Annotated in this window: 29 protein-coding genes; 4 read left to right on the top strand and 25 right to left on the bottom strand. The window is 44.8% G+C overall.

The window, feature by feature from the left end:
• The 4 genes from QVO88_RS00890 to QVO88_RS00875 all read right to left on the bottom strand — a co-directional run.
• On the bottom strand, positions 1 to 1,335 hold a 1,335-nt coding region (locus tag QVO88_RS00890), incomplete at its 3' end, for an MATE family efflux transporter (RefSeq protein WP_288177675.1).
• Positions 1,328 to 4,012 (bottom strand): glycosyl hydrolase family 59, encoded by a 2,685-nt coding sequence (locus tag QVO88_RS00885; RefSeq protein ID WP_265290407.1) that lies wholly within the window; start codon positions 4,010 to 4,012, stop codon positions 1,328 to 1,330. The genes QVO88_RS00890 and QVO88_RS00885, both read right to left, overlap by 8 nt.
• 160 nt (positions 4,013 to 4,172) lie before the next feature.
• Complete coding sequence (locus QVO88_RS00880; RefSeq protein WP_022286647.1) at positions 4,173 to 4,991, bottom strand: AraC family transcriptional regulator; 819 nt, start codon at positions 4,989 to 4,991, stop codon at positions 4,173 to 4,175.
• A gap of 251 nt (positions 4,992 to 5,242) precedes the next feature.
• On the bottom strand, positions 5,243 to 6,364 hold the full coding sequence (locus QVO88_RS00875; RefSeq protein WP_022286646.1) for a metallophosphoesterase: 1,122 nt from the start codon (positions 6,362 to 6,364) through the stop codon (positions 5,243 to 5,245).
• Between the two features lie 172 nt (positions 6,365 to 6,536).
• Here QVO88_RS00875 and QVO88_RS00870 point away from each other — a divergent pair, with 172 nt between their 5' ends.
• A complete protein-coding gene (locus tag QVO88_RS00870; protein ID WP_022286645.1) occupies positions 6,537 to 7,250 on the top strand; it encodes an acyl-[acyl-carrier-protein] thioesterase in 714 nt (237 codons plus the stop codon).
• A gap of 164 nt (positions 7,251 to 7,414) precedes the next feature.
• Positions 7,415 to 8,347 carry a cysteine synthase A gene (gene cysK / locus QVO88_RS00865; protein WP_022286644.1) on the top strand — a complete coding sequence of 311 codons (933 nt, stop codon included), beginning with the start codon at positions 7,415 to 7,417 and terminating at the stop codon, positions 8,345 to 8,347.
• Between the two features lie 222 nt (positions 8,348 to 8,569).
• Here cysK and QVO88_RS00860 read toward each other — a convergent pair whose 3' ends face one another.
• From QVO88_RS00860 to QVO88_RS00790, 15 genes are all read right to left on the bottom strand, one after another.
• Entirely contained in the window at positions 8,570 to 9,772 is a 1,203-nt protein-coding gene (locus tag QVO88_RS00860; protein WP_022286643.1) for a transglutaminase domain-containing protein, read from the bottom strand.
• 17 nt (positions 9,773 to 9,789) lie between these two features.
• Positions 9,790 to 10,311 carry a DUF4358 domain-containing protein gene (locus QVO88_RS00855; protein WP_022286642.1) on the bottom strand — a complete coding sequence of 174 codons (522 nt, stop codon included), beginning with the start codon at positions 10,309 to 10,311 and terminating at the stop codon, positions 9,790 to 9,792.
• A 145-nt stretch (positions 10,312 to 10,456) separates the two neighbouring features.
• On the bottom strand, positions 10,457 to 11,368 hold the full coding sequence (locus QVO88_RS00850) for a dihydroorotate dehydrogenase (RefSeq protein WP_022286641.1): 912 nt from the start codon (positions 11,366 to 11,368) through the stop codon (positions 10,457 to 10,459).
• Positions 11,361 to 12,134 carry a dihydroorotate dehydrogenase electron transfer subunit gene (locus QVO88_RS00845; RefSeq protein WP_022286640.1) on the bottom strand — a complete coding sequence of 258 codons (774 nt, stop codon included), beginning with the start codon at positions 12,132 to 12,134 and terminating at the stop codon, positions 11,361 to 11,363. Before QVO88_RS00845 ends, QVO88_RS00850 begins: the two co-directional genes overlap by 8 nt.
• A gap of 18 nt (positions 12,135 to 12,152) precedes the next feature.
• Positions 12,153 to 12,635 (bottom strand): hypothetical protein, encoded by a 483-nt coding sequence (locus tag QVO88_RS00840; protein WP_022286639.1) that lies wholly within the window; start codon positions 12,633 to 12,635, stop codon positions 12,153 to 12,155.
• Between the two features lie 21 nt (positions 12,636 to 12,656).
• The gene (gene pyrF / locus QVO88_RS00835; protein WP_022286638.1) at positions 12,657 to 13,592 is read right to left on the bottom strand and encodes an orotidine-5'-phosphate decarboxylase; all 936 of its coding nucleotides are present in this window, start codon (positions 13,590 to 13,592) and stop codon (positions 12,657 to 12,659) included.
• A gap of 28 nt (positions 13,593 to 13,620) precedes the next feature.
• Positions 13,621 to 14,889 (bottom strand): dihydroorotase, encoded by a 1,269-nt coding sequence (locus QVO88_RS00830; protein ID WP_022286637.1) that lies wholly within the window; start codon positions 14,887 to 14,889, stop codon positions 13,621 to 13,623.
• Between the two features lie 89 nt (positions 14,890 to 14,978).
• Entirely contained in the window at positions 14,979 to 15,458 is a 480-nt protein-coding gene (locus QVO88_RS00825; protein ID WP_022286636.1) for a hypothetical protein, read from the bottom strand.
• A 39-nt stretch (positions 15,459 to 15,497) separates the two neighbouring features.
• Positions 15,498 to 17,165 (bottom strand): dihydroxy-acid dehydratase, encoded by a 1,668-nt coding sequence (gene ilvD / locus QVO88_RS00820; protein ID WP_022286635.1) that lies wholly within the window; start codon positions 17,163 to 17,165, stop codon positions 15,498 to 15,500.
• A 43-nt stretch (positions 17,166 to 17,208) separates the two neighbouring features.
• Entirely contained in the window at positions 17,209 to 17,724 is a 516-nt protein-coding gene (locus QVO88_RS00815; protein ID WP_022286634.1) for a hypothetical protein, read from the bottom strand.
• Positions 17,725 to 17,739: 15 nt separating this feature from the next.
• The gene (locus QVO88_RS00810; protein WP_022286633.1) at positions 17,740 to 18,540 is read right to left on the bottom strand and encodes a hypothetical protein; all 801 of its coding nucleotides are present in this window, start codon (positions 18,538 to 18,540) and stop codon (positions 17,740 to 17,742) included.
• 24 nt (positions 18,541 to 18,564) lie between these two features.
• Positions 18,565 to 19,524: an ROK family protein gene (locus QVO88_RS00805; protein WP_022286632.1), complete on the bottom strand. Its 960-nt coding sequence runs from the start codon at positions 19,522 to 19,524 to the stop codon at positions 18,565 to 18,567.
• A 28-nt stretch (positions 19,525 to 19,552) separates the two neighbouring features.
• Positions 19,553 to 19,798, bottom strand: a complete 246-nt coding sequence (locus QVO88_RS00800) for a hypothetical protein (RefSeq protein WP_022286631.1) — start codon at positions 19,796 to 19,798, stop codon at positions 19,553 to 19,555.
• A gap of 10 nt (positions 19,799 to 19,808) precedes the next feature.
• Positions 19,809 to 20,765, bottom strand: a complete 957-nt coding sequence (locus QVO88_RS00795; protein WP_022286630.1) for a type I phosphomannose isomerase catalytic subunit — start codon at positions 20,763 to 20,765, stop codon at positions 19,809 to 19,811.
• 128 nt (positions 20,766 to 20,893) lie between these two features.
• Complete coding sequence (locus QVO88_RS00790; RefSeq protein ID WP_022286629.1) at positions 20,894 to 21,610, bottom strand: hypothetical protein; 717 nt, start codon at positions 21,608 to 21,610, stop codon at positions 20,894 to 20,896.
• Positions 21,611 to 21,914: 304 nt separating this feature from the next.
• Between QVO88_RS00790 and ruvX the strand changes: the two genes are divergently transcribed.
• Together ruvX and QVO88_RS00780 are read left to right on the top strand one after the other, a co-directional pair.
• Complete coding sequence (gene ruvX / locus QVO88_RS00785) at positions 21,915 to 22,346, top strand: Holliday junction resolvase RuvX (protein ID WP_022286628.1); 432 nt, start codon at positions 21,915 to 21,917, stop codon at positions 22,344 to 22,346.
• Positions 22,309 to 23,169 carry a metallophosphoesterase gene (locus QVO88_RS00780; protein ID WP_022286627.1) on the top strand — a complete coding sequence of 287 codons (861 nt, stop codon included), beginning with the start codon at positions 22,309 to 22,311 and terminating at the stop codon, positions 23,167 to 23,169. Before ruvX ends, QVO88_RS00780 begins: the two co-directional genes overlap by 38 nt.
• Here the strand turns inward: QVO88_RS00780 and QVO88_RS00775 are convergent.
• The 6 genes from QVO88_RS00775 to ylxM all read right to left on the bottom strand — a co-directional run bounded on the left by QVO88_RS00775 (position 23,128) and on the right by ylxM (position 26,385).
• Positions 23,128 to 23,484 (bottom strand): sulfite exporter TauE/SafE family protein, encoded by a 357-nt coding sequence (locus tag QVO88_RS00775; RefSeq protein ID WP_147339929.1) that lies wholly within the window; start codon positions 23,482 to 23,484, stop codon positions 23,128 to 23,130. The two genes, QVO88_RS00780 and QVO88_RS00775, sit on opposite strands and share 42 nt — an antisense overlap.
• 33 nt (positions 23,485 to 23,517) lie before the next feature.
• The gene (locus QVO88_RS00770) at positions 23,518 to 23,877 is read right to left on the bottom strand and encodes a sulfite exporter TauE/SafE family protein (RefSeq protein ID WP_022286625.1); all 360 of its coding nucleotides are present in this window, start codon (positions 23,875 to 23,877) and stop codon (positions 23,518 to 23,520) included.
• Between the two features lie 54 nt (positions 23,878 to 23,931).
• A complete protein-coding gene (locus QVO88_RS00765) occupies positions 23,932 to 24,165 on the bottom strand; it encodes a KH domain-containing protein (protein WP_022286624.1) in 234 nt (77 codons plus the stop codon).
• 113 nt (positions 24,166 to 24,278) lie between these two features.
• Positions 24,279 to 24,521 carry a 30S ribosomal protein S16 gene (gene rpsP / locus QVO88_RS00760; RefSeq protein ID WP_022286623.1) on the bottom strand — a complete coding sequence of 81 codons (243 nt, stop codon included), beginning with the start codon at positions 24,519 to 24,521 and terminating at the stop codon, positions 24,279 to 24,281.
• A gap of 67 nt (positions 24,522 to 24,588) precedes the next feature.
• Positions 24,589 to 25,956, bottom strand: coding sequence for a signal recognition particle protein (gene ffh / locus QVO88_RS00755; protein ID WP_022286622.1), 1,368 nt, complete (start codon positions 25,954 to 25,956; stop codon positions 24,589 to 24,591).
• 33 nt (positions 25,957 to 25,989) lie between these two features.
• Positions 25,990 to 26,385, bottom strand: a complete 396-nt coding sequence (gene ylxM / locus QVO88_RS00750) for a YlxM family DNA-binding protein (protein ID WP_022286621.1) — start codon at positions 26,383 to 26,385, stop codon at positions 25,990 to 25,992.
• Positions 26,386 to 26,418 lie beyond the last annotated feature (33 nt).

Raw genomic sequence — 26,418 nt, 5'->3', positions numbered from 1 at the left:
AAGCCTCCATTTTCCACCCTTGTATCTTATAAGGCTCACCATGGCGGTCACAAACCACGTTGCAGCGGTGGTGTACCATATGCCCCAATAGCCTATGAAAGCTATCCTTGTAAAGATAAGTGAAAGACCTATCCTGCATATTACCTCCGCCATGCCGTTTACAAGGGCATAGTTTGTGTCGCCTGCGCCGTTTAAAAAGCCCCTTGTGGTGTGGATAATACCCAGCGACCAGTAGAAAAGTGAGGTTATGATAAGCGCTTTTGCCGATATGCTTATAACAGTCTTGCCCTTGACAAACCAAGATGTTATCGCTCCACCGAACAGTGTGAACAGCACAAGCACCACTGCCGAGAATATCACCGATATCTTTATCGCACAAGCAAGACCTTTCTGCGCACGTTTTTCTTTTCCTGCACCGATATTCTGTCCTGTGAATGTTGAAACCGCCGCATTAAGTGAAGAAAACGGCTGTTGAACGAACTGCTCGATACGCATTGAAACTGTGTATGCCGCCATGACCGTTTCGCCAAAGCCGTTTGTCACACGCTGGAGAGCCACCATTGATACCGAGATAAGTCCGTTTTGTATGGCGATAGGCACGCCTGTTTTCACACAGCGGCTCATCATGTCCTTGTCGGCGTGCAGATCGTCGGCAGTGAGCCTTATCTCTCCGCTCACTGCAAAGCAGTACACAATACAAGAAATGGCAGAAAGTGCCTGTGTAAGCACTGTCGCCCACGCCGCACCTGCTATGCCGAATTTGAATACCACCACAAAAAGCAGGTCAAGGAGGGCGTTTAGCAAACTTGCTGCACCTAAGAATATCAGCGGTGTTTTTGAGTCGCCCAAAGCCCTCATTATGGCGTTTATCCAGTTGTATGCTGCCACCGCTATCGTTCCGCCGCAGGCTATCTGCATATACGCCACAGAATCTCCGATGAGCTTGTCAGGAACTTTCAAAAGCTCCAGTATCGGTCTTGCGGCAGGCACGGATAAAAGGCTTATTACAATGCCGAATATAGCTGTAACAAGCGCTGAGTTGAATACTGCCGACCGCATGGCTTTTTTCTTGCCTGCACCGAAATACTGTGCGACAATTATTCCTGCACCCACCGACAGCCCTATGCAAAGGGTGTAAAAAAGATAAGTGATAGAGCCTGTAGCACCAACAGCGGCAAGGGCGTCATCGCCCAGATAACGCCCCACCACCATAGTGTCCACTATATTGTATGTCTGCTGCAAAAGATTTCCTGCAAGCAAGGGCAGTGAAAACATTATTATGTGTCGCATTTCACTGCCTTGTGTCATGTCTGTTGTTCTGCTTATTTTAGTCATTATTTTCCTTACGCTTCTTTCTTGCTATGCCATATATCACTGCACCGACTGCCGCAGCAGCGCAAACGCCTGCCCCAACAGCTATAGGAAGCTTGCTTTTGCCTGACTTAGTGCTTTCAGACTTCGCAGGCTTTTTCTTCTCGAATGGTATCTTTCCGCCTGTTACCTGCATAGCGTCAATTGTATATTTGCCTGATTTTATGGTTACCTTTGCGGTGTGAGCACCCTCAGACAAGCCTTCAAAATGGCATGATATCTCACGCTGACCTGTCCTTGAAACTGTCACGAGCTGTTCATCACCTCCGTCTATTGATACCCCGAGTATAGCGTTTTCTCTTGTTTCACCTGAAAGCGCAAAGCCTGTTCCCTCAAAGCTTACTGTGAAAGAGTCGCCCTCTGTGCCATCTGATATGGTTCGTTTGTAGTTTTTGAAGCTGCTCATAAGGTTGTGTTCCCAGTTGCCCTCAAAAGTGAAGCAAGAGTCTGTTTCGTCAAAGCGAGTTACATATGTGTCACTGCCCTCCACAGGTTCAGCAGAGAAGTTGTCAAAGCTGTTTTTGTTGTATGAGCTGAAAAGTGACGCTCTGCCTGCACCGATAAGAGATTCACCCTCGTTCACAGTGTATTCAGCCACCATGTTTCCGTCAATATATCCACGGATAACGTTGTTTACAGCCTCGACTTTAAGCTTGTGAGAAGCTGTGCCGTCAAAGCTGTCTATGCTTCCACTGCTAAGAGTGCCGTCATTTGCTTTAAGCTCCCAGCTTCCGTTCTCATAAAGCTTTATCCAATAGCCACTGTATGAATTGCAGCCAAGCGTGTATCTCAGACCAACGCCCACATAGTTTGATCCTGCGTCCTGCGAAGTCGCAAAAGCAGCGTCAACGTTCACAGAGTAGTTATACCACCTGTCGTCACCGAATGTAGTCACAGGTTCGGGGGTGTAGCCCCACTCGTTGGCTTTCATGTCAGCCGTTATCTGCTGAACTAGCATATTGCCCTTGTCGGTCTTTTCCACCTCGAAAGCACCGCCCTGATCTGTTGTGTATCTTGGCGCATTGCCCCTTGATGAAAGATAATTCTCAGGATAGCCTGTATACTCAAAATCGTCCGAATATGGAAGCTTCAAAACAGTGCGTTCGCTCTCGTCAGCGTTTTTGTATTCTGTGCGCTCAGGTGTAACAGTAGAAATTGTCACAATAGAATTTGGCTTCACTGTCACAGAGTATGTATAAGCTCCGCCGTTCTCTGTAGGGGTTATATCCTCAGTTTTCTTGAAATAATTCTCGTCATAGCTGTCGTCAATGCTGTCAGGACCTCTTGTTTCCCATACGCTCACGTTGCTTGACGCCTTGTCAAGTCCTGATACCTTGAGGTCATACTGTATAGGCTCGCTTGTAGTGTTTGTGATAACAGTGCTGTAATCGCCTGTTTCTGTATCGGTGGCGGTCATGTAGCTATAAACAGCGTCGACGATAGCGTGTCCGTCACCGCCTTTTTTGCCGTCGCTGTAACAGCCACTGTCAACGAAAGCCCAGCCTTTTTCAATGAACTGCGAAAAATGCAAAGACATATAAAAACCGCTGTCAAGCATATAATAACCGCTCCAAGGGTCGCAGGCTGAGATAAGCTGTTTCTGACAGTAGCAAGCGCCGTCATAGTATGCCGATACAGCAGGCTGATACTCATAAAGTATCATTTTGCCGTTTGGATACATTCCGATTATTCTGTTTGCAATATCAAGTGTGCCGTTTATGCCTGCCAGCCCTGAGCCGTCATATCTGTATGTACACTGCGCATATGCCATTGGCGAGCTTGCTTCGCTGAACCAAAGCTCTTTGTTTTCTTCATATGCAAGCTTCTGTGCGTTCTCGGTGGACTCACTTGTGTAATGGCTTCCCACCACGTCAACAACGTTCATAAGTTCGCTGTCCTCATACATTCTGTCAGCAAAGCCCCATGTGCAGACCTCTTCTCCACCGACTATCTTTATCTTTGAGTAGTCATAAGGGGTGCCTTTTTCACTTTTGAGATGTGAGGAAAGATATTTCACCCATTCAGGGTCAGCTCCACGCTCATTCTGCACAGCACTTACATAGTCAAATTCAAGTCCATATGTTTCATAAGCGGCGTCAAGGGTGTTTTTATACCATTTGTATCTTGCAGCATAAACGTCGGAAGCGTCAGATACCCACTTTGGTTCACTCCACCAAAGCATATCCAATGTGAGGTCAGGATTTATCTTCTTTGCGTCAGCGGCAAGCTGGTATGCCGCACCTCTTGTTACGTCAGCCTTTTCGTCCTCTGTTCTCATTACAGATGGTTCTGTGCCTGATGATGAGTTTATATCCGCACCCATTTCCAACTTAAGGTGAGTAATGCCGATACCCTCTTTGCCAAACATATATTCCATTATCTGCTCATATACATCTGGGTGTTCAGCCTTGTAATCCAACAGAAGCCTTGATGAGTTGTTTGCACTCACCATGCCTGCCCCTCTGTAGCGCATATTTTCTTTGAGCTGAGCCGTAGTTCCGTCAATAACTATCTCTCTTGTATTATTTGTATTGCTATCGTTCACCGTTGTTCCCTCCGCACTGCAATTGTAAGCGCCTGCGCTAGATATCATCATGACCAATGCTGACACCATTGACGCGCTCCTTTTTAGTATCGTCATAAGTTATCCTCCTTGCATAAAGCATGGCTTCTTGCTTTCTTATGACAATTATAAGCTTAAAGGAGTGTATGGTCAATCTGAAATATTTTGCATATTATTAAGATACGAACATTTTGCTTTGAAATATGCTAAGAAAATTCTAATAAAGCTTAAAATATTATTACAAACCTGTTCCTCTTGAACGACGGTATTCTTTTGGCGAAACGCCCTCCTGCTTTTTGAAAACGATGCTGAAATAGTTTCTGTCCTCATAGCCCACCTGCTTGCCTATGTCGCCTATGTCAGAGCCGGTGTTAAGAAGCAGAGATTTTGCCTGAGAGATACGTCGCTTTGCAATATATTCAAGGGGACGCATTGAAGTTTCTGCTTTAAAAACACGGCAGAAATGTTGTACTGACACTCCCGAAAGTCCTGCAAGTGTTTCTGCGGTGATATCCTCCATGTATCGGCTGTCAATATACAAAAGCGCCTGCCTTGTAATGCTTCCCACGTTGTTTCGGCTGTCAGGAAAAAGCATTGCAGTCCTCATGGCGAGGATATATTCATACACAAGTGCGGAGGTTTTTTCGCCACAATTCACAGGGTCGGCAGCGGCAACTAAAATTCGCTCAAAAAGCTGAGCAGGTTTTTGTGTGTTTATCTCAGGTGAGAATCTAAAGCTGTCAAAGCCAAGGTTTGCAAGCATTTGCCCCGCAAATTCACCACGGAAAACTATCCAGTTTGTTATCCAATTCCCATTTGCAGGATAATATTCATGCGGAACGCTAGGGGGCAGATAAAATGCCGAGCCTTTTGTCTGCACAAATTCTTCTCCCCCGACAATTAGTCTGCCCTCGCCCCCTGAGGTAAAAAGAAGCTGATGTGAAACAAGCCCTTTGTCCCTTGTGACGTGATATTCAGGGTCGGAAATGCCTATTCCGGTGAGATAAAAGGGCAGGGAAGTCTGCCTGCCGATAACAGGATATATGACCTTTGTCACTGCCACACCTCCTTTTCAAAGTGTAGTTTCATGGTAAATTATATATCCACAAGTGCAATTTGTCAATGGTTCGGTGCTTGACTACAGGTAAACATTGTGCTAAACTTTTATACACAGCGTTTTTCGACACAGCGAACGCCCGAAAGGCAGATGAACATTTTGGAAAAAAGTCACGATAGGAAAGCATTCAAAGCCCTGATACAGACTGAAGGGTCAGCATTTTCGCTGACCCTTTTGCTTTGTCCTGCTGTTTAATTCTCCGAAACATCAATAACAACGTACTCAGACTTGCAGCCTGTTTTGAATTTTATCGCCCAGTCTGAAATGCCTGATGTCACGATAAAGTTGGTGTCCTCACGCTTTTCATAGCCGTATGTGCGGTCATTGCCGCCGATGAGAGTGCCAAGGAAGTTTATTGGTATGAGCTGACCGCCGTGTGTGTGACCTGACAAAACAAGGTCTACCTTTGACGCCGCCTGAGCGTCATAATCACAAGGCTGGTGATCCATTACAACTGTGAACTTCGAGCTGTCAAGATCCTTTGTGAGCTCTTCCATAGATGCTCTGTGACCGCCCTTTTCCATTTCCTCAGACCTGTCCTGTCTGCCTATTATGTAGAAACGATCGTCGATAAGCACGGTGTCGTCCTGTAATACGTTGACATTGTTCTTTTCAAGCTCCGCAATAAGATCGTCACCGCTGTAGCCACGATACGAAGGGTCATAGTATCCCTTGTCATGGTTGCCAAATGAGAAATAAACGCCGTATTTTGTTTTCAGCTTGCCAAGAGCTTCACAGCACTGTATCATGTCCTCTTTTGATGTGTCATCATCAACAAAGTCGCCTGTTATAAGCACCACATCGGGGTCAAGCTTCTGTATCTCTTCCATGTACTTTGCGAAGCCGTCCCCATGGAATGTTGTGCCAACGTGAGAGTCTGCAAATTGAACTATCCTTATGTCACCTGACTTCTTATCAGTTTTCAGTGTGTAGTCAGTTTCCCACACATTGCTGCAAAGATACCAGCCCACCGCAAGATAAACCACCGTCAGCGGCACGGCGATAAAGCCTGCAAGGCATTTGCTTGCCTGTTTCTTTGATATCTTCTTTCCAATGAACACAAACAAGTCGCACAAAAGCCAGAATATAACAAGATGCAGCAAACAGATTATCGCATTTATCCAGTCCCATATAAGCCATATTATGCCGCCTGTGAGCACTATAAGACCTGCACTTATGGCGTATTTAAGTACCTTTTTATCCTTTGAAAGCTTTTTTATAAAGCCAAAAGCTGATATTCTTCTTGTGAGATAAATAAAGCCAGCCACAGAGCAGACCGCCACAAGAATAGCTATCATTAACCATAAAAACATATTTTGCCTCCTGTAAAATTGCTGTAATATCATTATAAGTAGCAAAGCGGACTAATTTCAACAAGTTTTTTTTAACATTTCTTTACCTCTGTTAACATTTGTACCTATGTGCTGTTGAAAAAAGCGACAATAAGTTGTATAATTATCATATAGCAGAATGGAGGAAAGCAATATGTACGAAATGAAACGCACTGTAAATTGCAGCCAGATAGGTTCGCATGGCATAATAAGAAATAGCTGCCTTGTTGATCTTTTGCAGGATTGCTCTGTTATCCACCTTGACACTCACCCTGTTATGTCGCCTTTTTTTGAGAAAGAAAACTGCGTGATGTTTCTTGTGTCAAGACAGCTTGATATAGTCCGCAGACCTGAGCAAAACGAAAAGCTCACCGTCAAAACATGGACATATGAGCTAAAAAGAATGTATGGCTACAGAAATACAGTTATATATGACGAAAACGGTGATATCTGCGTGAAGTCTATAGCTTCTGGCGCTTTCATGGACAAGACCTCTCAGCGGCCTATAAAAGTTCCACAGGAGCTTGTTGATAGGGTGAAGCTCTATCCAAAGCTTGATATGGAGTATCTTCCAAGAAAGATAGCCCTACCTGATACTGAGCCACAGGTGTATGAGGATATCCCGGTGCTGAAATGCTATATCGACATGAACGAACACGTCAACAATGCGAGATATCTTGACATAACAGACGAGTTTGTGGAAAACGAGTCTGCTGTGAAGCGTATCCGTGTGGAATATAAAAATCCCTTGAAGCGTGGTAAAGCCATAAAGGCTCTTGTTTATACCGATGTGGGCAGAAAATTTGTGGAGCTTTGCGATGAAAATAATAAGCCATATTGCATTACTGAGTATGATTATAGGTCATAATGCACAAATCGAAGCTCGGAATAAGCTGGCTTTGTTGTATAAAACATAGAAAGCATATTAATCCTATTGACATAGTAGGAATAAAGTGATATAGTATAACCATAGCAAACATAAGCGGTACAGAAAACCGCATAAAATAATTTTCATATCGGAGGTAGATTAAAATGTCAAAGATCTATAAGGGCGTTTCGGAGCTTATCGGAAAAACTCCAATAATCGAAGCAGTTAATTTTGAAAAGGCAGTAGAGGCTGACGCAACTATCCTTGCAAAGCTTGAATATTTCAACCCGGCAGGAAGCGTTAAGGACAGAGTTGCACTTGCAATGATCGAGGAAGCTGAGAAGAAGGGCGTTCTCAAGAAAGGCGCAACTATTATAGAGCCTACATCAGGAAACACAGGTATCGGTCTTGCGGCTGTGGGCGTATCAAAGGGCTACAAGGTAATTCTTACAATGCCTGAAACAATGAGTATCGAAAGAAGAAATCTTCTTAAGGCATATGGCGCACAGATAGTTCTCACAGAAGGCGCAAAGGGCATGACAGGTGCTATCAAGAAGGCTGACGAGCTTAAGGGCGAGATCGAGAACTCAGTTATCCTCGGTCAGTTCGTAAACCCAGCAAACCCAGCCGCTCACTTTGCAACAACAGGTCCTGAGATCTGGGAAGATACAGACGGTAAGGTAGATATCTTTATCGCAGGCGTTGGCACAGGCGGAACAGTAACAGGTGTTGGTCAGTATCTCAAATCAAAGAACCCTGACGTTAAGATAGTAGCAGTAGAGCCTGCAACTTCACCTGTTCTTTCACAGGGCAAATCAGGTCCACACAAAATTCAGGGTATCGGCGCAGGCTTCGTTCCTGATGTCCTCGATACAAAGGTTTATGACGAGATCCTCCCTATCGAGAATGAGGACGCTTTCAAGACAGGCAACAAGTTCGCTAAAACAGAGGGTATCCTTGTTGGTATTTCATCAGGTGCAGCGCTTAAAGCCGCTGAGATACTTTCAAAGAGACCTGAGAACAAGGGCAAGACTATCGTTGCACTTCTCCCTGATACAGGTGAGAGATATCTTTCAACAGCACTTTTCGAGAACTAATTTCTCAAACATACAAAATCGGAAAAGGGCAGACAGTCAGGCAAGCTGACGTGTGACCCAATGAACAAGCTTTCTTCGATCAAATCCGATATAAAAAGCCGCAGGGTATACAGTTTTTACGCTGTATGCCCTGCGGCTTTTATTAAGGCAACACCGCACAAATCCCACCTGACGGCGTGCAATCTTTGTGCGGTATTGCCTTAAAGAATCCCCTTATAGGCTTTAACCCATTATGTTATTATCAGAATAATCAGGCTCATACTCATAATCTATTCCGAGAGCATCTGAGAAAGCCTTTGAAAGCTTGTCGTAATCAATGCCGAGTGCATTGTCTGTGTCATAAGAATTATCCGAATCGTCATCATCTGCCGAGTTTAAAGAAATTCCAAAGCAAACCTTGTCCCCTGCGTCAATAACAGGTGTGGAAGAGACGTTGTAATCGTCAATGTAAAAGTTTGATATTATGTTTGTGACCTGCTCCGCAACAGCAGTGCTGCCTGCCCCCTCCGGAACGTCCAGTGACATATATATAGTTTTTCCTTTATCTGACATTGCTTCCTTTATGCGCTCAGGTATATCATAAACGCTGTCAAGCTTCTTGGCATTCTTGCATATGTAGCAATCGTTAGTGGCAGTGCATTCAGGGAAGTCCTCTTTGTTCCAAGGATAGGAGCCGTCGTCCTTTGCAGTGTCAGGTACGTTGAAATATGCGTAGTCTGGAGCTTCGTTGCCACCATCAAATGTCACATCAAGGTGATACCATTTGCCATCTATCTTCACAACGTTCCAAGCGTGTTCGCCGTTTTCTGTTGAGTGTATTATCTTGCTGTCGATACCTAGGACATCAAAAAACAGCTTTATTGTTGTTGCGTTTCCCACACAGATAGTAGAGTGGTCATGGAAAAATCCGTAAGGATTGTATGACTCGTCATCTTCACTGTCATCAGATATCGCCACAAGAGAATCGTCATTAAAGTGGGTCTGAGAGAACACATAATCATAAACAGCCTTTTCCTTGTCATATTCGCTCATGCCGTCTTTGATTATCTCGCCCACAGCCTTTTTTAGCTCTTTGAGTATGTATTTGTCCTTGTCGTCAGTGAGCTTTGAATCATCACCCGACTTGTAAGCTTCAACCACTGCCGTATCATCATAGATAGGGTGTATCTCACCGTTTACGTTGCCGTCACCGTCTGCGGGATCAAATATATCCTCCCCCAGAATGTTAGAAAGCGTGTTTTCCAGCTTTTCAAGCTTGTCGTTAAGCTCTTTTATCTTCTCGCTGTCGCTGCTTTCTGATTGTGATGATGTGCTTTTAGCAATTTTAGTATCAGAACTGCTTTTATCTTTTGCACAGCCTGTCATACCCGCTGTAAGGCAGGTCAGACAAAGTGCGAGGGTAAGTATTTTTTTCGCTGTTGTCATTTTCTTTCCTCCGTCTTTTAATTTATCATGTCTGTTATCTCGTCAGATATCTCGTCAGCATTGTCAGAGATAACAAGCACCCAGTAATCTCCAGCCTGAAATATCTTTGCCGCCTGTATTTTCTTTGTTTCTTCAGGCTTGTAGTTTTCATATTGATTAAGTCTGTAGCTCAGCCTGTCTGCAAGCTGGCTTTTTGCACTGCTTCCGTCAGCCATTTTGAGCATTGATATCTCGTCAGCATAATTGCCGTCAGAGGAGTAAAGTATTCCTCCGTCGCTGAGCTTGTCAGCTTCTATACCATAAAGCTTTTCGGTATTCTTTGTGAAGCTGTCCTCACCGTAAAAAGTCGAAGCGTCCATGTGGTCGCCCTCTATTGCCGAAAGGATATCCTTTGCAGTTTTACCGCTGTCTGCCGTAGATGTAACAGCACTTTCGGAGGCCTCAGACGAAATGGTGTTGTCTGCTCCGCATGATGTCATTGAAAGCGTGGTAAGAACTGTAAGTGCAGATGTTATCACGCAAAGTACTCTAAGAAACATATCTTTCCCCTTTCTCTGTCAGCCTTTCCTGACGACTTAAATTATAACACTTTTGCAAGCTGTTTTCAATGAATTTAAGAAATTCATAAGAAAAAATACCATAAAAATATCCGTCCTGTAAAAAGACGGATATTTTACTATGTTATTACCAAGGCTTAACAGTGCCAACTATCTCAGAGATGTTGTTAATGCCGTTGTCTTCGCAGAATTTCTGCATACCCTCGGCTATCTTCACAGGTACATAAGGGTCAGCAAATATTGCCGCACCTACCTGAACAGCACCTGCGCCTGCCATCATCATTTCAATGGCGTCTTCCCATGTGGCGATACCGCCCATGCCCATAACAGGTATTTTAACAGCGTTTGCCACCTGCCATACCATTCTTACGGCAACAGGGAATACCGCAGGACCAGAAAGTCCGCCCACGTTGTTTTTCAGTATCGGACGGCGTGTCTTTATGTCGATACGCATACCAAGAAGTGTGTTTATCAGCGAAACAGCGTCAGCGCCGTTTGCTTCAACAGACTTTGCAATGTCCACAATGCTTGTAACGTTCGGTGAAAGCTTTACCATAAGAGGCTTTTCCGTAACGTCCTTAACAGCCTTTGTGACCGCACCTGCAACGTTGCAGTCAGTGCCGAAAGCCGCTCCGCCCTGTTTTACGTTCGGGCAGGATATGTTAAGCTCTATCATGTCAACAGCGGTGCCGTTGAGCTTTTCTGCAAGCTCTGCACATTCTTCGATAGTTGAACCTGCTATGTTGGCTATTATCCTTGTGTCCTTTGTTACAAGGTTTGGAAGCTCGTAGTTTATGAACTTGTCAACGCCGCCGTTTTGAAGTCCAACAGAATTGAGCATACCGCTTGGAGTTTCCGCAACTCTCGGACTGGGGTTGCCCTCACGGCGGTGAAGCGTAGTGCCTTTTACGGATATTCCGCCCAGCTTTGAAAGGGGATAGAACTGCTCGTATTCTCTGCCGTAGCCGAATGTTCCGCTTGCAGGGATAACAGGGTTTTTGAACTCAACTCCGCAGAAATTCACATTTATCCTATTCATCAAACACTACCTCCTCGCTGTCGAATACAGGACCGTCCTTGCAAACGTGAGAATTGAACTCCTGCCCGTCCTTGACAGTGCGGCATACGCATACAAGACACGCACCCACGCCGCAAGCCATTCTCTGCTCAAGAGATACCTGACAGTAAATGCCGTTTTCCTCACATATCTTTGTGATATTTTTCAGCATTATCATTGGACCGCAGGCATAAACGATATCAGGCTTTTCGCTTTTAAGCACATCAAGAAGTGCGTCAGTAACAAAGCCCTTTCTTCCTGCAGAGCCGTCGTCAGTGCAAAGCTTGACGTCACAACCCATAGCCTTGAAGTCCTCCTGCAAAATGACCGCCGCAGCGTTTCTGAAACCGCTTATAACAGTGGCGTTCTCGCCGTATTGCTTTGCAATGCCTACCATTGGAGGCGTGCCTATGCCGCCGCCGATACAGACAGCTTTTTTGCCCTTTTCAAGCACCTTGAAGCCGTTACCCAGCGGTGCGATAATGTCAACAAGGTCGCCCTTGTTAAGCTCGCTTATCTTGTCAGTGCCGTGACCTCTTACCTCAAAAACAAGGCGGATAGTACCCTTGTCCTTGTTGATATCGCAAATAGAGATAGGTCTGCGGAGGAAAAAGCCCTCTGCCTGCACCTGTGCAAACTGTCCTGCCTTTGCCGCCTTTGCAATGTGCGGACAGTATATCTCAATGTCAAAAATTCCTTTTGCAAGGGTCTTTTTTGAAACTATTGGGTATTTACCCTGCTTGTACATTAAAAATCCTCCCTGTACTTAGTTCTTTACCTCATTCGGAGCGTTCACCGCATCAAAAACGAGAGTGACCGAGTTATCATTATCAGTATAAGTAAGCTTTAACGTGTAAGCGTCAGCAAAATAGCCTATCTCCTGCCTTTTGGACATATTCTCCCAACCGGCAGGCGGTGCAAAATCCACTCCGCTGTCATCAACAAAGATAAGATCAAGATCGTCGCTGTCCATTTCGATAGTGCCTTTTAAGCAGGGATTGCCTGCTTCTGCGTCATACATGAGATAATTGCCGTCTGAACGGATAATAAGGCTGAGATAGCCCGAATAAAGCTCGCTGTTGTCAAGGGGCGTTTCACGGCATTTCCACTCGCCTACGATACATCTTGGAAAATCGCTTTGCTCCTGCTGACTTTCCGTCAAAGAGCTTGTATCCTCGTTCTTTGCGCAGGAGCATAAAAGCAATGCTCCCACCGCCGCTGTAAACAATATAACGCCCTTTGCTGTCATACTCAGTCACTCCTTTAGTGTTTATTCAAGTGTGATCTTTGGCAGATATGAGATTATATCCTCTTTCATTCTGATAACTTCACGTCTTGCAGCCTTTGCAAAATCGTGCTCGTCACAGTTATCCTCTTTCTTGTAAGCACACATTACGCCACGGGATGAGTTTACGATAGCACCAAGTCCGTGATCGTCAAATGCCTTTGATACTCCTTCAGCACCGCCGCCCTGTGCACCGTAGCCCGGTACAAGGAAGAATGTGTGCGGCAGAGCCTTTCTCATCTCAGCAAGCTGCTCAGGATAAGTCGCACCCACAACTGCGCCAACACCGCTGTAGCCATACTTGCCCATAACGTCCTTGCCCCACAGCTCGCACATTGAGCCCATTGTGGCATAAACTGTCTTGTTGCCTATCATAAGATCCTGAAGCTCACCGCTTGACTTGTTTGAAGTCTTTACAAGAACGAAAATGCCCTTGTCATATTTTCTGCACTGGTCAAGAAGCGGGTTGATTCCGTCTGAGCCGAGATAGCCGTTTACAGTGAGAGCGTCTGCACCGAAAGCTTCCACAAGCTCACCGCCAACGTCAGTGAGACCAAGATGTGCGGTTGCGTAAGCTTCCATAGTTGCGCCGATATCGTTTCTCTTTCCGTCTGTCATGACGAACATACCTTTTTCCTTTGCATACTGTATAGTCTTGTAAAGGGTCTTTACACCCTCGTAGCCATACATTTCATAGTATGCAGCCTGTGGCTTGATAGCAGGGCAGATATCGTGTATCTCGTCGATTATAGTCTTGTTGAACTCCCATATAGCCTTAGCCGCACCCTTGAGCGTCTTGCCGTATTTCTTGAACTTCTTTTCCTTGATGTATTCAGGAACATAGTCAAGCTTTGGGTCAAGTCCCACTACTGACGGGTTCTGTGTCTTTACGATATTTTCAATAAGTCTGTCAAATGCCATTTTTATCTTCCTTTCGGATATTTTTATATTAAAGCTCAAAAACGAGCTTTCCTCTGCATATTGTGTACATTACCTTGCCTTTGAGCCTTGTGCCTTTGAACACGCTGTTTTTGCTCTTTGAATTAAGCTCCGCAGGGATAACTTCCCATTCATAGTCAGGGTCAAAGATACAAAGATCGCATCTTTCGCCCACTGCTATCTTGATAGGCTCAAGTCCCATTATCTTTCTCGGATTTACCGACATTATCTCTGCTATCTTGTCAAGACCGCACTTGCCGCTGTGGTAAAGTTTTGTGAGCGTTGCCGCAAGGGAAGTTTCAAGTCCAACGACGCCGTTTGGGGCTTTCTCAAAGTCAGCCTTTTCCTCTGCGGAGTGTGGAGCGTGGTCGGTGATGATGCAGTCGATAGTGCCGTCAAGAACAGCTTCCTCAACAGCCGCCCTGTCCTCCTCAGTTCTAAGCGGCGGCGACATTCTGAAATCTGCGTCACGGGCTAAAAGCTTTTCGTCTGTGAATGTGAAATAGTGCGGCGCAGTTTCACAGGTGACCTTAACGCCGTTCTTTTTCGCCGCTCTTATGATGTTCACAGAGCCTTTGGTGGAAACGTGGCATATGTGAACTCTCGCATTACAGCTCATTGCAAGGCATATCTCACGGGCTGTGATATAGTCCTCAGAGGCTCTGTCCATGCCCTTTACTCCAAGCTTTTCGGATATCTCGCCCTTGTTGATGATACCACCGTTTATTATCTTCAAGTCCTCGCAGTGAGAAGTCACGATAAGACCGTTCTCGTTAGTCTTTTCGATAGCCTGACGCATAAGCTCAGCGTTCTCAACAGGTCTGCCGTCATCTGAAATGGCGGTAACTCCTGCGGCTTTGAGTGCGTCATAGTCGCAAAGCTCCTGACCTTTCATGCCCTTTGTAACGCAGGCGATAGGGAAAACGTCGATACCTGTTTTCTTTGCCTTTTCAAAAACGTATTTCACGCCCTCAGGGGAGTCGATAGGCGGTTTTGTGTTCGGCATACAAGCGACGCCCGTGAAACCGCCAGCCTTTGCGGCGTTCGCACCTGTGATGATGTCCTCCTTGTAGGTAAGACCTGGGTCACGAAAGTGAACGTGCATATCGAAAAGCCCAGGCAATGCACAAAGTTTGCCCTTTGCGTCGATAACTCTCTGAGCATGCTCGTCAGTTTTTCCAAGGCTGACTATCTTTCCTCCGTCAATGCCTATGTCCGTTATACCGTCAAGCCCTGTCTGCGGGTCGCAGGCACGGATATTTTTGATCAGTAGCTCCATTTTTACTCCTTTTTTTTATCTTAATCAAGTCTTTACTGCACAAAAGCTGCGGCTAAACATATCGTTCAGCCGTAGCCCTTAAAAATTCGTTATTTGCCGTCATAGAACGAGCCTTCGGAGTCTTTTCTCTCGCATGAGTAAACTCCGTCAGAGTTCTGGAAAATGAACTTGCAGGTAGCGACCTTGTCGCTCTCGTCCTCAGACGGTACAGAAAGGTTTTTGTAGGAAATAGTCGAGAAGAACTTCATTCTCAGACCGATATCAACAGTTGTATCTCTGTCAGACGGATTTACAAGAAGCTGTATCTTTCCACTTCCCCCGTCCTCCTGAATTTTAAACCAGCCCTTTGCGATAACTGATTTGTTATTAGTGTGAGTGATAGTGAAATCGCCCTCGTCAGAGAACTCAAAAGTGATGTTTGCGTCCTTATCTGTCCATGTTCCAGAGATAAGCTCTCTTGAATCGCCTGATCTTGACGGCTGATTGAATACATATGTACAGATGAAAACACCTACTACTACAAGAACTACAAAGAGTATTCCAAGCAAGCCTGAAATGAATTTTTTCATATTATTCCGCCTTTCTCCCTTATTATTTTGTGTCGGATATTAGTCCTTTATCTGAAGTATAGCACCTCTGTTTGCAGAAGTTACAAGTGAAGCGTATCTTGCAAGATAGCCTGTTGTTACCTTTGGCTGTCTTGGTTTCCAGTTCTTTCTTCTTTCAGCAAGCTCCTCGTCAGATACTTTAAGTGTGATAGAGCAGTTGTCGATATCTATTGCTATCATATCTCCTTCTTCAACAAGTGCGATAGGACCGCCTACGGCTGCCTCAGGTGAAACGTGACCGATAGAAGCACCTCTTGAAGCACCGCTGAAACGTCCGTCAGTGATAAGTGCAACAGTTGAGCCAAGACCCATGCCTGCGATAGCAGATGTAGGATTGAGCATTTCTCTCATTCCAGGACCGCCCTTTGGACCCTCGTAACGGATAACGACAACGTCGCCCTCAACTATCTTGCCGCCTCTGATAGCAGCGATAGCGTCCTCCTCGCAGTCGAATACTCTTGCAGGACCTTCATGAGCCAGCATTTCAGGCGCAACGGCTGAACGCTTAACAACGCAGGTGTCAGGAGCAAGATTGCCTCTGAGAACTGCGATTCCGCCTGTCTGTGAGTATGGATTGTCTATTGGTCTGATAAGCTCAGGGTTCTTGTTTACAACGCCGCTGATGTTCTCGCCTACTGTCTTGCCTGTGCAAGTCATGCAGTCAGTGTTGATAAGGTTTTTCTTGTTAAGCTCACTGAGAACTGCATAAACTCCGCCTGCCTCGTTGAGGTCTTCCATGTATGTGTGACCGGCAGGAGCAAGGTGACAGAGGTTTGGCGTTCTCTTTGATATCTCGTTTACAAAGTCAAGGTCAAGCTCTACTCCGCACTCGTGAGCGATAGCAGGAAGGTGAAGCATTGAGTTTGTTGAACAGCCAAGCGCCATATCAGCTGTGATAGCGTTGATGAAAGCGTCCTTTGTCATGATATCTCTTGGTCTGATGTTCTTCTTGTAAAGCTCCATTACCTGCATACCTGCGTGCTTTGCAAGCTTGAGTCTTTCAGAATATACAGCAGGGATAGTGCCGTTTCCTCTAAGACCCATGCCAAGAACTTCTGTAAGGCAGTTCATAGAGTTTGCAGTGTACATACCTGAACAGCTTCCGCAAGTCGGACAGGCTTTGTTCTCAAATTCCTCAACGTCGTCAAGAGTGAACTTGCCTGCGTTGTAAGTACCAACAGCCTCGAACATGCTTGAAAGGGAAGTCTTTTTGCCCTTAACGTGACCAGCCAGCATTGGACCGCCTGATACGAAAATAGTAGGAACGTTTACTCTTGCGGCTGCCATGAGCAGACCAGGAACGTTCTTGTCGCAGTTTGGTATCATAACAAGAGCGTCAAAGTGATGAGCCAAAGCCATGCACTCTGTTGAGTCTGCGATAAGGTCACGGGTAACGAGAGAATATTTCATTCCCATGTGACCCATAGCGATACCGTCGCAAACAGCGATAGCAGGAAATACAACAGGTGTTCCGCCTGCCATTGCAACGCCCATTTTAACAGCTTCAACTATCTTGTCAATGTTCATGTGACCAGGAACTATCTCATTATATGAAGATACGATACCAACGAGAGGTCTGTCCATTTCTTCCTTTGTCATGCCAAGAGCATTGAAAAGTGATCTCTGTGGAGCTTTGTCTACTCCGTCACAAAAATAATTACACGCCATTTTTTATTACCTCTTTTGAAAAAATATATCAGTGAGAGCGGTATTATTCTCCGTCCTCATTTTCTTTTGTTTCAGCCTCGTCTGAGCTTTCCTCTGTCTTTGCAGGGTGCAGACGCTTTCTTACACCGTATGCAGAGCAGTATTCGCAAACGATATCCAGCACTGAGAATATGATAAGCATAAAATTCATTGAGAAGATACCTGTTACAAGCACGAACGCCGCAGGGATAATGAAAAGCGGGATCCCAGTGCCGTAAATATCTTCAAAATGATTGCCATTTTTATAATGCCTTATCCAAAGGACCCAATAAAGTGCGATAACGAGCAGTGCAACAACAGCCCATATTAGGAAAAGCAGCTTGCTTGAAAAGCCTACCTCGTAATCTCCGATAGCAAGGCACATATAGCCTATGCAGCCAAATCTGCCCACACACTTTGCAATGAAAACGATAATGTTCTCGTCCTCAAGCTCAGGCTTGTCGGCAGGGGTCTTGAAACAGGCTGCTATCACAGGTATCAGCAAAAGCAAAGTAGGTATAAATCCTATATTGAACTTCATTTTGTTTTGTCCTCCTTAGCGGAATGGTCTGTGCTCCACTTCTAATACTTCTCTCTTCATTGTGCGGACAGCCTCATCAACAGCCGCCATAAGCTTTTTCTCAAGTGGAGTGCCCACAACATTATGAGTGTAGCTTACGGTGAAACAGGTCTTGAAGTCAGGCATATAGTCGTAAAGCGGACAATAATAGAAATATTCAATCTTACCTCTGTTTTCGACTTTTGCCTTGAAGCGTGCTCTTGGACCCATGTCATTGACAGGCAGGAACATCATTGCATTTTCAGGTACGCCGCCCTTATCAAATTTCTCTGCCATGTTATAGATTATTTCGTCATCTACATCTAAAACTCCAAAAAGCGGAGTATTTGAGTCAGAGTAATCTGCATCATAATCATCATCAATGGTCGGAAGATATGACGCCAGATAGTGTACATCTCCGGCCGTTTCAAGAAAATCTCCGCTCAGGTTGAATGTTACCTTCACTCTTATCTCAGCGTTTTCACCGTCAAAAACCTCAAATTCTATTTTCCTTGACGGCTTTGCAGGAATGCTCGCTGTGTCAAGAACTTCCTGCGGTGTGGTATATGTCGGTCTTGTATAAGCACAATTGCTTCTCTTGCTTGAACTTGTGCTTGAAGTGGCAGTGCTTGGTTTGCTTGAAGTTGTGGTGCTTGAAGAGCCGTTTATAGCCTCGTTTTTCTTGTCCATAGCCTGATTGAACAGGTCTTTAAGCCCTGTCGGGCCGTTGCCGCTTTTTGCCGCAGCGTTGTCGATAGCGTCTACAGCACCTTTTAATATCTTGTCGAAAAGTCCCATTTTGAATTCCCCTTTATATCTTTATTACTTTTTGTGTGAAAGTCCAAGGAATGCCGCACCTATAATGCCTGCGTCATTTCCAAGCTTTGCAATAACTATCTCAGTGTTCTTTGCTGAATTCTTTGTGTAAATTTCCTTAGCCACAAGCTCTTTCAGCGGCAAAAGCAGAGGGTCGCCCTCGTTGCATACGCCGCCGCCGATACAGAGAATATCAGGCTGGAAGATGTTTATTGTGTTTGTGATTCCGCAGGCAAGATACTTTATGTATTTGTCAACAACTTCCTTGCCTGCCTTATCGCCTGCTCTCATGGCGTTGAACGCAGTTCTTGCAGATACCTTGCCGTCCTCTTCGTTCATTTTCCACATGATAGAGTCTTTGTCCTCGAACATAGCCTCTTTTGTCATTCTTACAAGACCTGTTGCAGAAGAGAATACCTCAAAGCAGCCGTGTCTGCCGCAAGTACACTGCGGACCATTAGGGTCGATAACAGTGTGACCTATCTCAGCACCGGCAAAGTTGAAGCCTGAATATATCTTTCCGTTAATGATTATTCCTCCGCCAACGCCTGTGCCGAGAGTGATGCAAACAGCGTCGTTCGCACCCTTTGCTGCACCTGCAACATACTCGCCGTATGCCGCAGCGTTAGCGTCATTTTCAACATAGCAAGGCTTGTCGATAAACTTCTTCATAAGGTCAACAACGTGGAAGTTAAGGAAACCAAGGTTGTTTGAATACTCAATAACGCCAGTGTCAGAATTTGCAGTGCCAGGTGTGCCGATACCTACAGACTCTATCTGCTCTATCTCCAGCCCTGCGTTCTTTACAGCTTCCAAAGCGACCTTAGCCATATCCTCGCAGATCTCCTCCGCAGGTCTTGGCAGATTGGTCTTGCAGGTAGCCTTTGCAATTATCTCAAATTCTTCATTTACAACACCTGCTTTGATGTTAGTGCCGCCAAGATCAATACCAATGTAATACTTCATAATAATTTCTCCCTTTTATTTTCTGAGCTTACTGAGCGTTATCGCCCTCAGTGTCATCGTCATATTCGTGAAAGTTTATCTCTTCCTTTTCCTCTTTTGGCTTTTGGGCTTCAGCCTTTTTTGCTATGGCGTCATATACCAGAAGATACACAAGCTCCAGCACTACAAAGCTGATAAGACCTATCCAAAATGAGCTTGCCACAAATCCGATAATAAAAGCAATCACAAGTGCGCCAAGCTCACCTATCTCCTTTTTCAGGTCAAGTTTAAGCATTTATCTCACCTTAGTCTATCTTTGTAAGCACGAATGTGCATTTGCCCTCAACAGTATACTTGCCTGTGCCTGCTGAAATGAATACGCTTTCGCCCTTCTTTGCAGAAACAGTTTCGCCACCGCTGATAACAGGCTCACCCTCGAGAACGAGAATACTGTTGAAGCTGTTTTCGTCAGCGTCAAGCTCAGCCTTTGTTTCAACGTTCACTCTGTATGTTGTGAAGTATTCGCATTTTGAAAGAAGCTTTATGTCATAGCCGTCCTTCTTCTCGACAGGTGTCTCAGGATACTGCTCAGCAGGAGCAAGCTTTGTTACGTCAAGAGCCTTGTTAACGTGAAGCTCTCTAGGCTTGCCGTCATTGCCAACTCTGCCATAGTCATAAATTCTGTATGTAGTGTTTGAGTTCTGCTGTATCTCAGCAATAAGGATACCCTTGCCGATAGCGTGAAGCGTGCCGGACTTGATGAAGAAAACGTCGCCCTTCTTAACAGGTACAGCGTTTGTTACTTCAAGAAGCGTGTTGTCAGCGATCCTTCTTGCAAATTCTTCCTTTGTTATCTCATGCTTGAAACCATAGAGAAGAGTTGCACCCTCGTCACAGTCAACAACATACCACATTTCTGTCTTGCCATATTCGCCTTCAACTCTCATTGCATAATCGTTGTCAGGGTGTACCTGTACAGAAAGATTGTCCTTAGCGTCAATGAGCTTAATAAGGATAGGGAAGTTCTCAAATCTTTCGCAGTTCTTGCCAAGAACGCCCTTGCCTGCCTTTTCGATATACTCATTGAGTGTCAGACCCTTGTATTCACCGTTAGCCACAACGCTTGGACCGTCCTTATGACAAGAAAGCTCCCAGCTCTCTGCGACCTTATCATAATCGCACTTTTTGCCGTACTCATCTCTAAGTCTGGTACCGCCCCAGATGTAGTCCTTAAATGCTGGATCAAGTTTAAATATTGACATTTTATATAGCCTCCAATTATTAAATATACCTCTTAATATAATACCATAACTCCGTCTATAAGTCAATATTTCTGGTATAAAAAAAGCAGGAGAACGAACTGCTCGTCCTCCTGCTGATAGCGTTATTTTTATTTCTTCTCGTCCTCACCATTCTTAGGCTCGTCAAAAAGGTTTTTCTTGTCTACAAACTTGCCGGTGCTTACGTCAAAGGCTTCGCTTGACTTCTTGTTCATGATTATCACAATTACCACAACCGCGATAGCAATTCCTGCGATGACCGCAATAACTATGATAATAGGGTTTGTTCCCTTTGAGTCTTTTTCTTCCTTTTCTGCATAAGTCTTTGTCTTGCAGTTCGTTACCGTTATGCCTGTTACTGTTATCTTCGCTCTGTCAGTCGCACCGATTATGATGTTGTATACCTGACTGAAATCGTCCGTGCCGTATGCAGTTGCGATAGATTCAAAATCATATGTAGCTGATGAATCGTCAAACTTCACAGGTGCTATCTTTGCCCATACCGCACCGTCCTGAGCAACTGATGTAGTGGTGTTGTCCCAGCTCTGGAAAATAAGCTCAGCATTGTATTTGTTTCCTGCCTTTTCGTTTATTTCCTCGCTCTTGAATGTGACGATTATCTCTGAATCCTTTGTAAGTCTTGTTGCGTTGAAAGTTGCCTGATCGACAGTGATAGACTGTTCCCAATTGCTGCAAGTCGCTGCGGAAGAGCAGTCGATAGTAACGTCTTCTGTTTCTGCGTTTTCGGCAAAAGCTGTCAGTGTGCATGAGAATATTGAAGCGCAGGCGATGATAGCAGACATTGCTACTGATAAAAATTTCTTCATTTTTCTTTTTCCTTTCCAATTCTTATATAATATAATTTTGCACAAAACTTAACCCTGACATTTGTGCATACCCTCTGATAATAAAGCATTATAACATAATTAAAAGTAAAAATCAATAACCATAATGCACAAATAATCACAGTATTTAAGGAACTATTTTACTTTTTTAAGCAAATGGTATGCAGAGAGCTCTTCTACATTGCGCTTTTTGCAGTTTAATTCCCAAAATCCTGCTTTAGGACTTGTTTTACAGACAGTGTTATGATATAATGATAAGAAAAGTCTTGATAAAGAGGTGCACAAAATGAAAATAATGGCAATAGATTATGGTGACGCAAGAACAGGCTTCGCAATAAGCGACCGCTCTGAGTTTCTTGCTTCTCCTATCGGCACTGTTCCTGAGAGAAACGCCGAAAGGCTTGCAGATAAGGCGGCTCAGACAGCGGCTGAATACGGTGCAGGTGAGATAATAGTAGGTCTGCCTATAAACATGAACGGCACAGAGGGACCAAGAGCAGAGAAGTGCAGGGCATTTGCCGAGCTTTTGAAAGAGCGTACCGACCTGCCGGTGAGAATGTGGGACGAGCGTTCCACTACCGTCACAGCACACAATATCCTCAACGAAACAAACGTCAGGGGAAAGGCAAGAAAGGCTGTTGTAGATACAGTTGCCGCAACGATAATTTTGGAGGGCTATCTTGAATACAGAAGAAAAAAAGCAAAGCAGGCTGACTAAAAAGCAGAAAAGAAATATCATCATAGTGATAATAGTGCTTGCGGTAATGGTATTAGCCGATTTTGTGTGGTCTAATACCTATATCGAGGTCAAAAAGCTGTCAGCGCATTTTGACAATCTGCCTGAGGGCTTCGAGGGCTGTAAGATAGTTCAGATATCTGACTTCCACAACGAGTGGGGCAAGGGCTACATAGATAGACTGACTGAAAAGGTCAAAGACTGTGAGCCTGACTATATCTTTGTTACAGGGGACAGTGTTGACCAGATCTTCCCCGATGTTGACCGTTCCCTTGAGTTTATGAAAAAGCTTCCTGACATATGTCCTGTCTATCTTGTTATGGGCAACCATGAATATAATCTTTCTCAGGAGGAAAGGGAACAGTTTGTTGCAGGCTGTGAAAGCTATGGTGTAAACGTCCTCTATAACGAGCATACCACACTTACACGAAATGGTGATACTATAAGCCTGTTGGGCTTTGACAATATGGAAAATGACAGCGAGGCTTTTTCTCATGTCACAGAAGATTTTGTCATACTGCTAAATCACTATCCTGAGGATTGCAACTATTTCAGCAAAACGGCTGTTCAGAGTGGTACGCATATAGACATAGACTTCACAGGTCACGCACATGGCGGACTTATAAGGCTACCACTTGTGAATGGTCTTTATGCACCTGGTCAGGGTCTGTTCCCGAAATACACCGACGGCACTTACAGCGTGAACGATACAACCCTTGTGGTGTCAAGGGGAGTAGGCAACAGCGGCTGGACACAGCGTTTTTCAGACCCTTTTGAACTTGTGCTTTTCACTCTTGAAAAATAACTCTTTCAGTCCCATTAGGATAAGGAAAATACCGAAAGCTTTTGAAAGCAGGCTTTGCTCTATCCTGTTTGCAAGCCATGCTGATATAATAACAGCGGCCGTTCCCCACAAAACTGCGGGAACGGCTTTTTTCCATTCCACAAGCTTGTTTTTCGTGTGAAGCACAAGGCTTATTATTGCAATAGGGATAAAAAACACAAGGTTTATCCCCTGCGCCGCTAGTTGCGAAAAGCCTGCAAAGACCGTCAGATAAACTATAAGCACCATTCCGCCCCCAAGACCCATGGAGGCAAAGATACCGGTGAGAAAAGCCACCGCACATATTGTATACCAAGCCGTAATATCACCCTATTTCATAAATATCCTCACGCCTGCAATTATCATAAGTGCGCTGAAAATGCGTTTTAGCAGACTGTTTGAAAGCTTTTTCATGAGCATTGCGCCCACTGCCGCACCTGCTAGACCAAGGGGTATGAATTTCACTGCCTGGGAAAAATCAAGACTTCCGCCCTTGAAATATACAAGTCCGCTTATAATAGACAATGGAAGCGTTATAGCAATGGACGTGGCATGAGCTTTTTTCGCCTCGCTGCCGCCTTTTTCAAGCATAGGCACTGCTATCATTCCACCGCCCGAGCCGAAAAAACCGTTGCATATACCCACGGCTATACCCGTCAGCGCATTGAAGCATTTTTTATTTATACGCAAAAAAATCACCCCATACTATTATCTGTACGGGGTGATGATTTATTCACTGAACTATCAGTCTATCTCTACCATTATTTTCTGATCTACACGGGAAGCACCGGCACGCATTACGACTCTTATAGCCTTTGCGATCCTGCCCTGCTTGCCGATAACTCTGCCCATATCGTCTGGAGCAACGTGAAGATGATAAACCACGATACCCTCTGCGTTAGGCTCGTCAACAACGACCTCAACAGCGTCCTTGTTTTCAACAAGCTCAGAAACTATAGTTTCGAGTAATTCTTTCATAAAAATATCTCCATTCTCCCACGAAAATGCGGCAGGGAAGCGTTTTCCCCGCCGAAAACGGCAAGCGAAGTGGTGGGATAGGTGGCTCGCCGTCTGAATTGTCTTGTCAGCTATTAGATAGTGCCGTTCTTCTTGAGAAGAGCCTTAACTGTATCAGTTGGCTGTGCACCGTTAGCGATCCAAGACTTTGCCTTTTCGTCGTCAACCTTGAGTACAGAAGGTTCCTTAGTTGGGTCATAGTAGCCCAGCTCTTCGATGAAACGTCCGTCTCTTGGATATCTTGAATCAGCAACTACGATTCTGTAGAAAGGAGCCTTCTTAGCACCCATTCTTCTGAGTCTGATCTTTACTGCCATTGTATTTTCACCTCCATAAAAAACTTCATATATCAAATCAATCACTTGATTGCTGATAGCTTATCAACTATTGTGGCATTCCGCCGCCAAGTCCTTTGAGAAGTGCCGCTCTGTTTCTTCTGGATTTCTTTCCGTGAAGATTTCCGCCGATACCGAACTGCTTCATCATTTTCTGCATCTGTTCAAACTGCTTAAGAAGCTGATTTACGTCAGATACCTGCGTACCGCTTCCGGCAGCGATACGTCTTTTTCTCTTAGGGTCAATGATCGCAGGCTTTTCTCTTTCAGCCCTTGTCATTGAATTTATCATAGCCTCAGTCTTTTTCAGCTGAACCTCGCCCTGCTCCACCTGCTCGTCTGTTACCTTGTTTGCGCCTGGAAGCATTCTGATAATGGATTTCATAGAGCCCATTTTCTGTATCTGCTTCATCTGCTCCAGCAAGTCGTTAAGGTCAAAGCCCTTTTCCTGCATTTTTTCTGCAAGCTTTTTGGCGTCCTTTTCGTCAACTGTCTGAGTAGCTTTCTCAATAAGTGTGAGCATATCGCCCATGCCAAGTATTCTTGAAGCCATTCTCTCAGGGTGGAAAGCCTCAAACTCGTCAAGCTTTTCGCCCATACCAACGAACTTGATAGGCTTACCTGTTACAGCAAGCACTGAAAGCGCCGCACCGCCTCTTGTGTCAGAGTCGAGCTTTGTAAGGATAACGCTGTCGATACCAAGAGCCTCGTCAAAGCTTGAAGCTACCTTTACAGCGTCCTGACCGATCATAGCGTCAACAACGAGCATTATCTCGTTCGGCTCAGCGATCTTCTTGATGTCTTTAAGCTCGTTCATAAGCTCCTCATCAATGTGAAGACGTCCTGCCGTATCTATGATAACAAGGTCATTGCCGTAATCCTTGGCGTGCTTGATACCCTCTTTTACTATCTTTCGTGGGTCTATCTGACCCATTTCAAATACTGCGACTTCGGCTCTCTCTCCCACAACCTTTAGCTGTTCAATAGCCGCAGGTCTGTAAACGTCGGCTGCTATAAGCAGAGGACGTTTGCCCTCTTTCTTGAACATCTTCGCAAGCTTTGCAGCGTGCGTTGTTTTACCTGAACCCTGAAGACCGCACATCATTATTATGCAAGGCGGCTTGTTAGGGAAGTTTATCTTCGAGTTAGCCTCGCCCATGAGCTTTATAAGCTCGTCATTAACTATCTTTATGACCTGCTGACCAGGAGTAAGGCTCTTTAGCACTTCCTCGCCAACGCTTCTCTCTGTTACCTTGGCAATAAAATCCTTTACTACCTTGTAGCTAACGTCAGCCTCAAGCAGAGCCATTTTAACTTCACGCATTGCCTCTTTTACATCGGCTTCGCTAAGTTTACCTCTTGATTTAAGACGCTTGAACACGCCGTTTAGTTTTTCTGAAAGTCCTTCAAACGCCATAAGCTGTCCTCCGTATAATTTTTTTATCTATATCTATTCTTCTTCGGTATATTCTGCGTTGTCAAATTCATCAAGCTTAGAATCGAGATTTTCAAGAAGCACTATCACCTTTTCAGCGATATCTCTCGCATAATTCTTTTTTTTACACTCGTTAAAAACGTCCATAGCCTGAGCCTTGAACTCTTTAAGCTCTGCCAGATAAGCCTCCTGCTGTTTTAGCAGACCTAGCTTTTCTTCATAATCAGCCATTGCAGTTTCACATTTTTTTATAGCGTCATGAACGCCCTGTCTTGAGATATCTAGCTGAGCGGCGATCTCTCCCAACGACAGATCGTCATTGTAATAAAGATCCATGATCTCGTTTTGTTTATCAGTGAGCAGGCAGCCATACAAGTCGAGCAAAACGCTGTTTTGCAAATTTTTACTCATACCGCTTACCTCCTAATGGATTTCTGTAAAGTC

The organism is Ruminococcus sp. CAG:57 (assembly GCF_000435935.1).
Classification (GTDB): domain Bacteria; phylum Bacillota; class Clostridia; order Oscillospirales; family Ruminococcaceae; genus Hominimerdicola; species Hominimerdicola aceti.
Note: the sequence above shows the minus strand (reverse complement) of the source record. Positions and strands in the feature narration are given on the sequence as shown.

What these genes read in the sequence shown, in the direction of transcription:
- QVO88_RS00860 (WP_022286643.1), bottom strand. Translation starts at nt 9,772, where the DNA reads ATGACAACAGCGAAAAAAATACTTACCCTCGCACTTTGTCTGACCTGC.
- cysK (WP_022286644.1), top strand. Translation starts at nt 7,415, where the DNA reads ATGTCAAAGATCTATAAGGGCGTTTCGGAGCTTATCGGAAAAACTCCA.
- pyrF (WP_022286638.1), bottom strand. Translation starts at nt 13,592, where the DNA reads ATGGCATTTGACAGACTTATTGAAAATATCGTAAAGACACAGAACCCG.
- QVO88_RS00790 (WP_022286629.1), bottom strand. Translation starts at nt 21,610, where the DNA reads ATGAAGAAATTTTTATCAGTAGCAATGTCTGCTATCATCGCCTGCGCT.
- QVO88_RS00815 (WP_022286634.1), bottom strand. Translation starts at nt 17,724, where the DNA reads ATGAAGTTCAATATAGGATTTATACCTACTTTGCTTTTGCTGATACCT.
- QVO88_RS00765 (WP_022286624.1), bottom strand. Translation starts at nt 24,165, where the DNA reads ATGAAAGAATTACTCGAAACTATAGTTTCTGAGCTTGTTGAAAACAAG.
- ruvX (WP_022286628.1), top strand. Translation starts at nt 21,915, where the DNA reads ATGAAAATAATGGCAATAGATTATGGTGACGCAAGAACAGGCTTCGCA.
- QVO88_RS00825 (WP_022286636.1), bottom strand. Translation starts at nt 15,458, where the DNA reads ATGAAAAAATTCATTTCAGGCTTGCTTGGAATACTCTTTGTAGTTCTT.
- QVO88_RS00805 (WP_022286632.1), bottom strand. Translation starts at nt 19,524, where the DNA reads ATGAAGTATTACATTGGTATTGATCTTGGCGGCACTAACATCAAAGCA.
- ylxM (WP_022286621.1), bottom strand. Translation starts at nt 26,385, where the DNA reads ATGAGTAAAAATTTGCAAAACAGCGTTTTGCTCGACTTGTATGGCTGC.
- QVO88_RS00840 (WP_022286639.1), bottom strand. Translation starts at nt 12,635, where the DNA reads ATGACAGCAAAGGGCGTTATATTGTTTACAGCGGCGGTGGGAGCATTG.
- QVO88_RS00795 (WP_022286630.1), bottom strand. Translation starts at nt 20,765, where the DNA reads ATGTCAATATTTAAACTTGATCCAGCATTTAAGGACTACATCTGGGGC.
- QVO88_RS00810 (WP_022286633.1), bottom strand. Translation starts at nt 18,540, where the DNA reads ATGGGACTTTTCGACAAGATATTAAAAGGTGCTGTAGACGCTATCGAC.
- QVO88_RS00830 (WP_022286637.1), bottom strand. Translation starts at nt 14,889, where the DNA reads ATGGAGCTACTGATCAAAAATATCCGTGCCTGCGACCCGCAGACAGGG.
- rpsP (WP_022286623.1), bottom strand. Translation starts at nt 24,521, where the DNA reads ATGGCAGTAAAGATCAGACTCAGAAGAATGGGTGCTAAGAAGGCTCCT.
- QVO88_RS00845 (WP_022286640.1), bottom strand. Translation starts at nt 12,134, where the DNA reads ATGTACAAGCAGGGTAAATACCCAATAGTTTCAAAAAAGACCCTTGCA.
- ilvD (WP_022286635.1), bottom strand. Translation starts at nt 17,165, where the DNA reads ATGGCGTGTAATTATTTTTGTGACGGAGTAGACAAAGCTCCACAGAGA.
- QVO88_RS00850 (WP_022286641.1), bottom strand. Translation starts at nt 11,368, where the DNA reads ATGAATAGGATAAATGTGAATTTCTGCGGAGTTGAGTTCAAAAACCCT.
- ffh (WP_022286622.1), bottom strand. Translation starts at nt 25,956, where the DNA reads ATGGCGTTTGAAGGACTTTCAGAAAAACTAAACGGCGTGTTCAAGCGT.
- QVO88_RS00875 (WP_022286646.1), bottom strand. Translation starts at nt 6,364, where the DNA reads ATGTTTTTATGGTTAATGATAGCTATTCTTGTGGCGGTCTGCTCTGTG.
- QVO88_RS00800 (WP_022286631.1), bottom strand. Translation starts at nt 19,798, where the DNA reads ATGCTTAAACTTGACCTGAAAAAGGAGATAGGTGAGCTTGGCGCACTT.
- QVO88_RS00855 (WP_022286642.1), bottom strand. Translation starts at nt 10,311, where the DNA reads ATGTTTCTTAGAGTACTTTGCGTGATAACATCTGCACTTACAGTTCTT.
- QVO88_RS00885 (WP_265290407.1), bottom strand. Translation starts at nt 4,012, where the DNA reads ATGACGATACTAAAAAGGAGCGCGTCAATGGTGTCAGCATTGGTCATG.
- QVO88_RS00870 (WP_022286645.1), top strand. Translation starts at nt 6,537, where the DNA reads ATGTACGAAATGAAACGCACTGTAAATTGCAGCCAGATAGGTTCGCAT.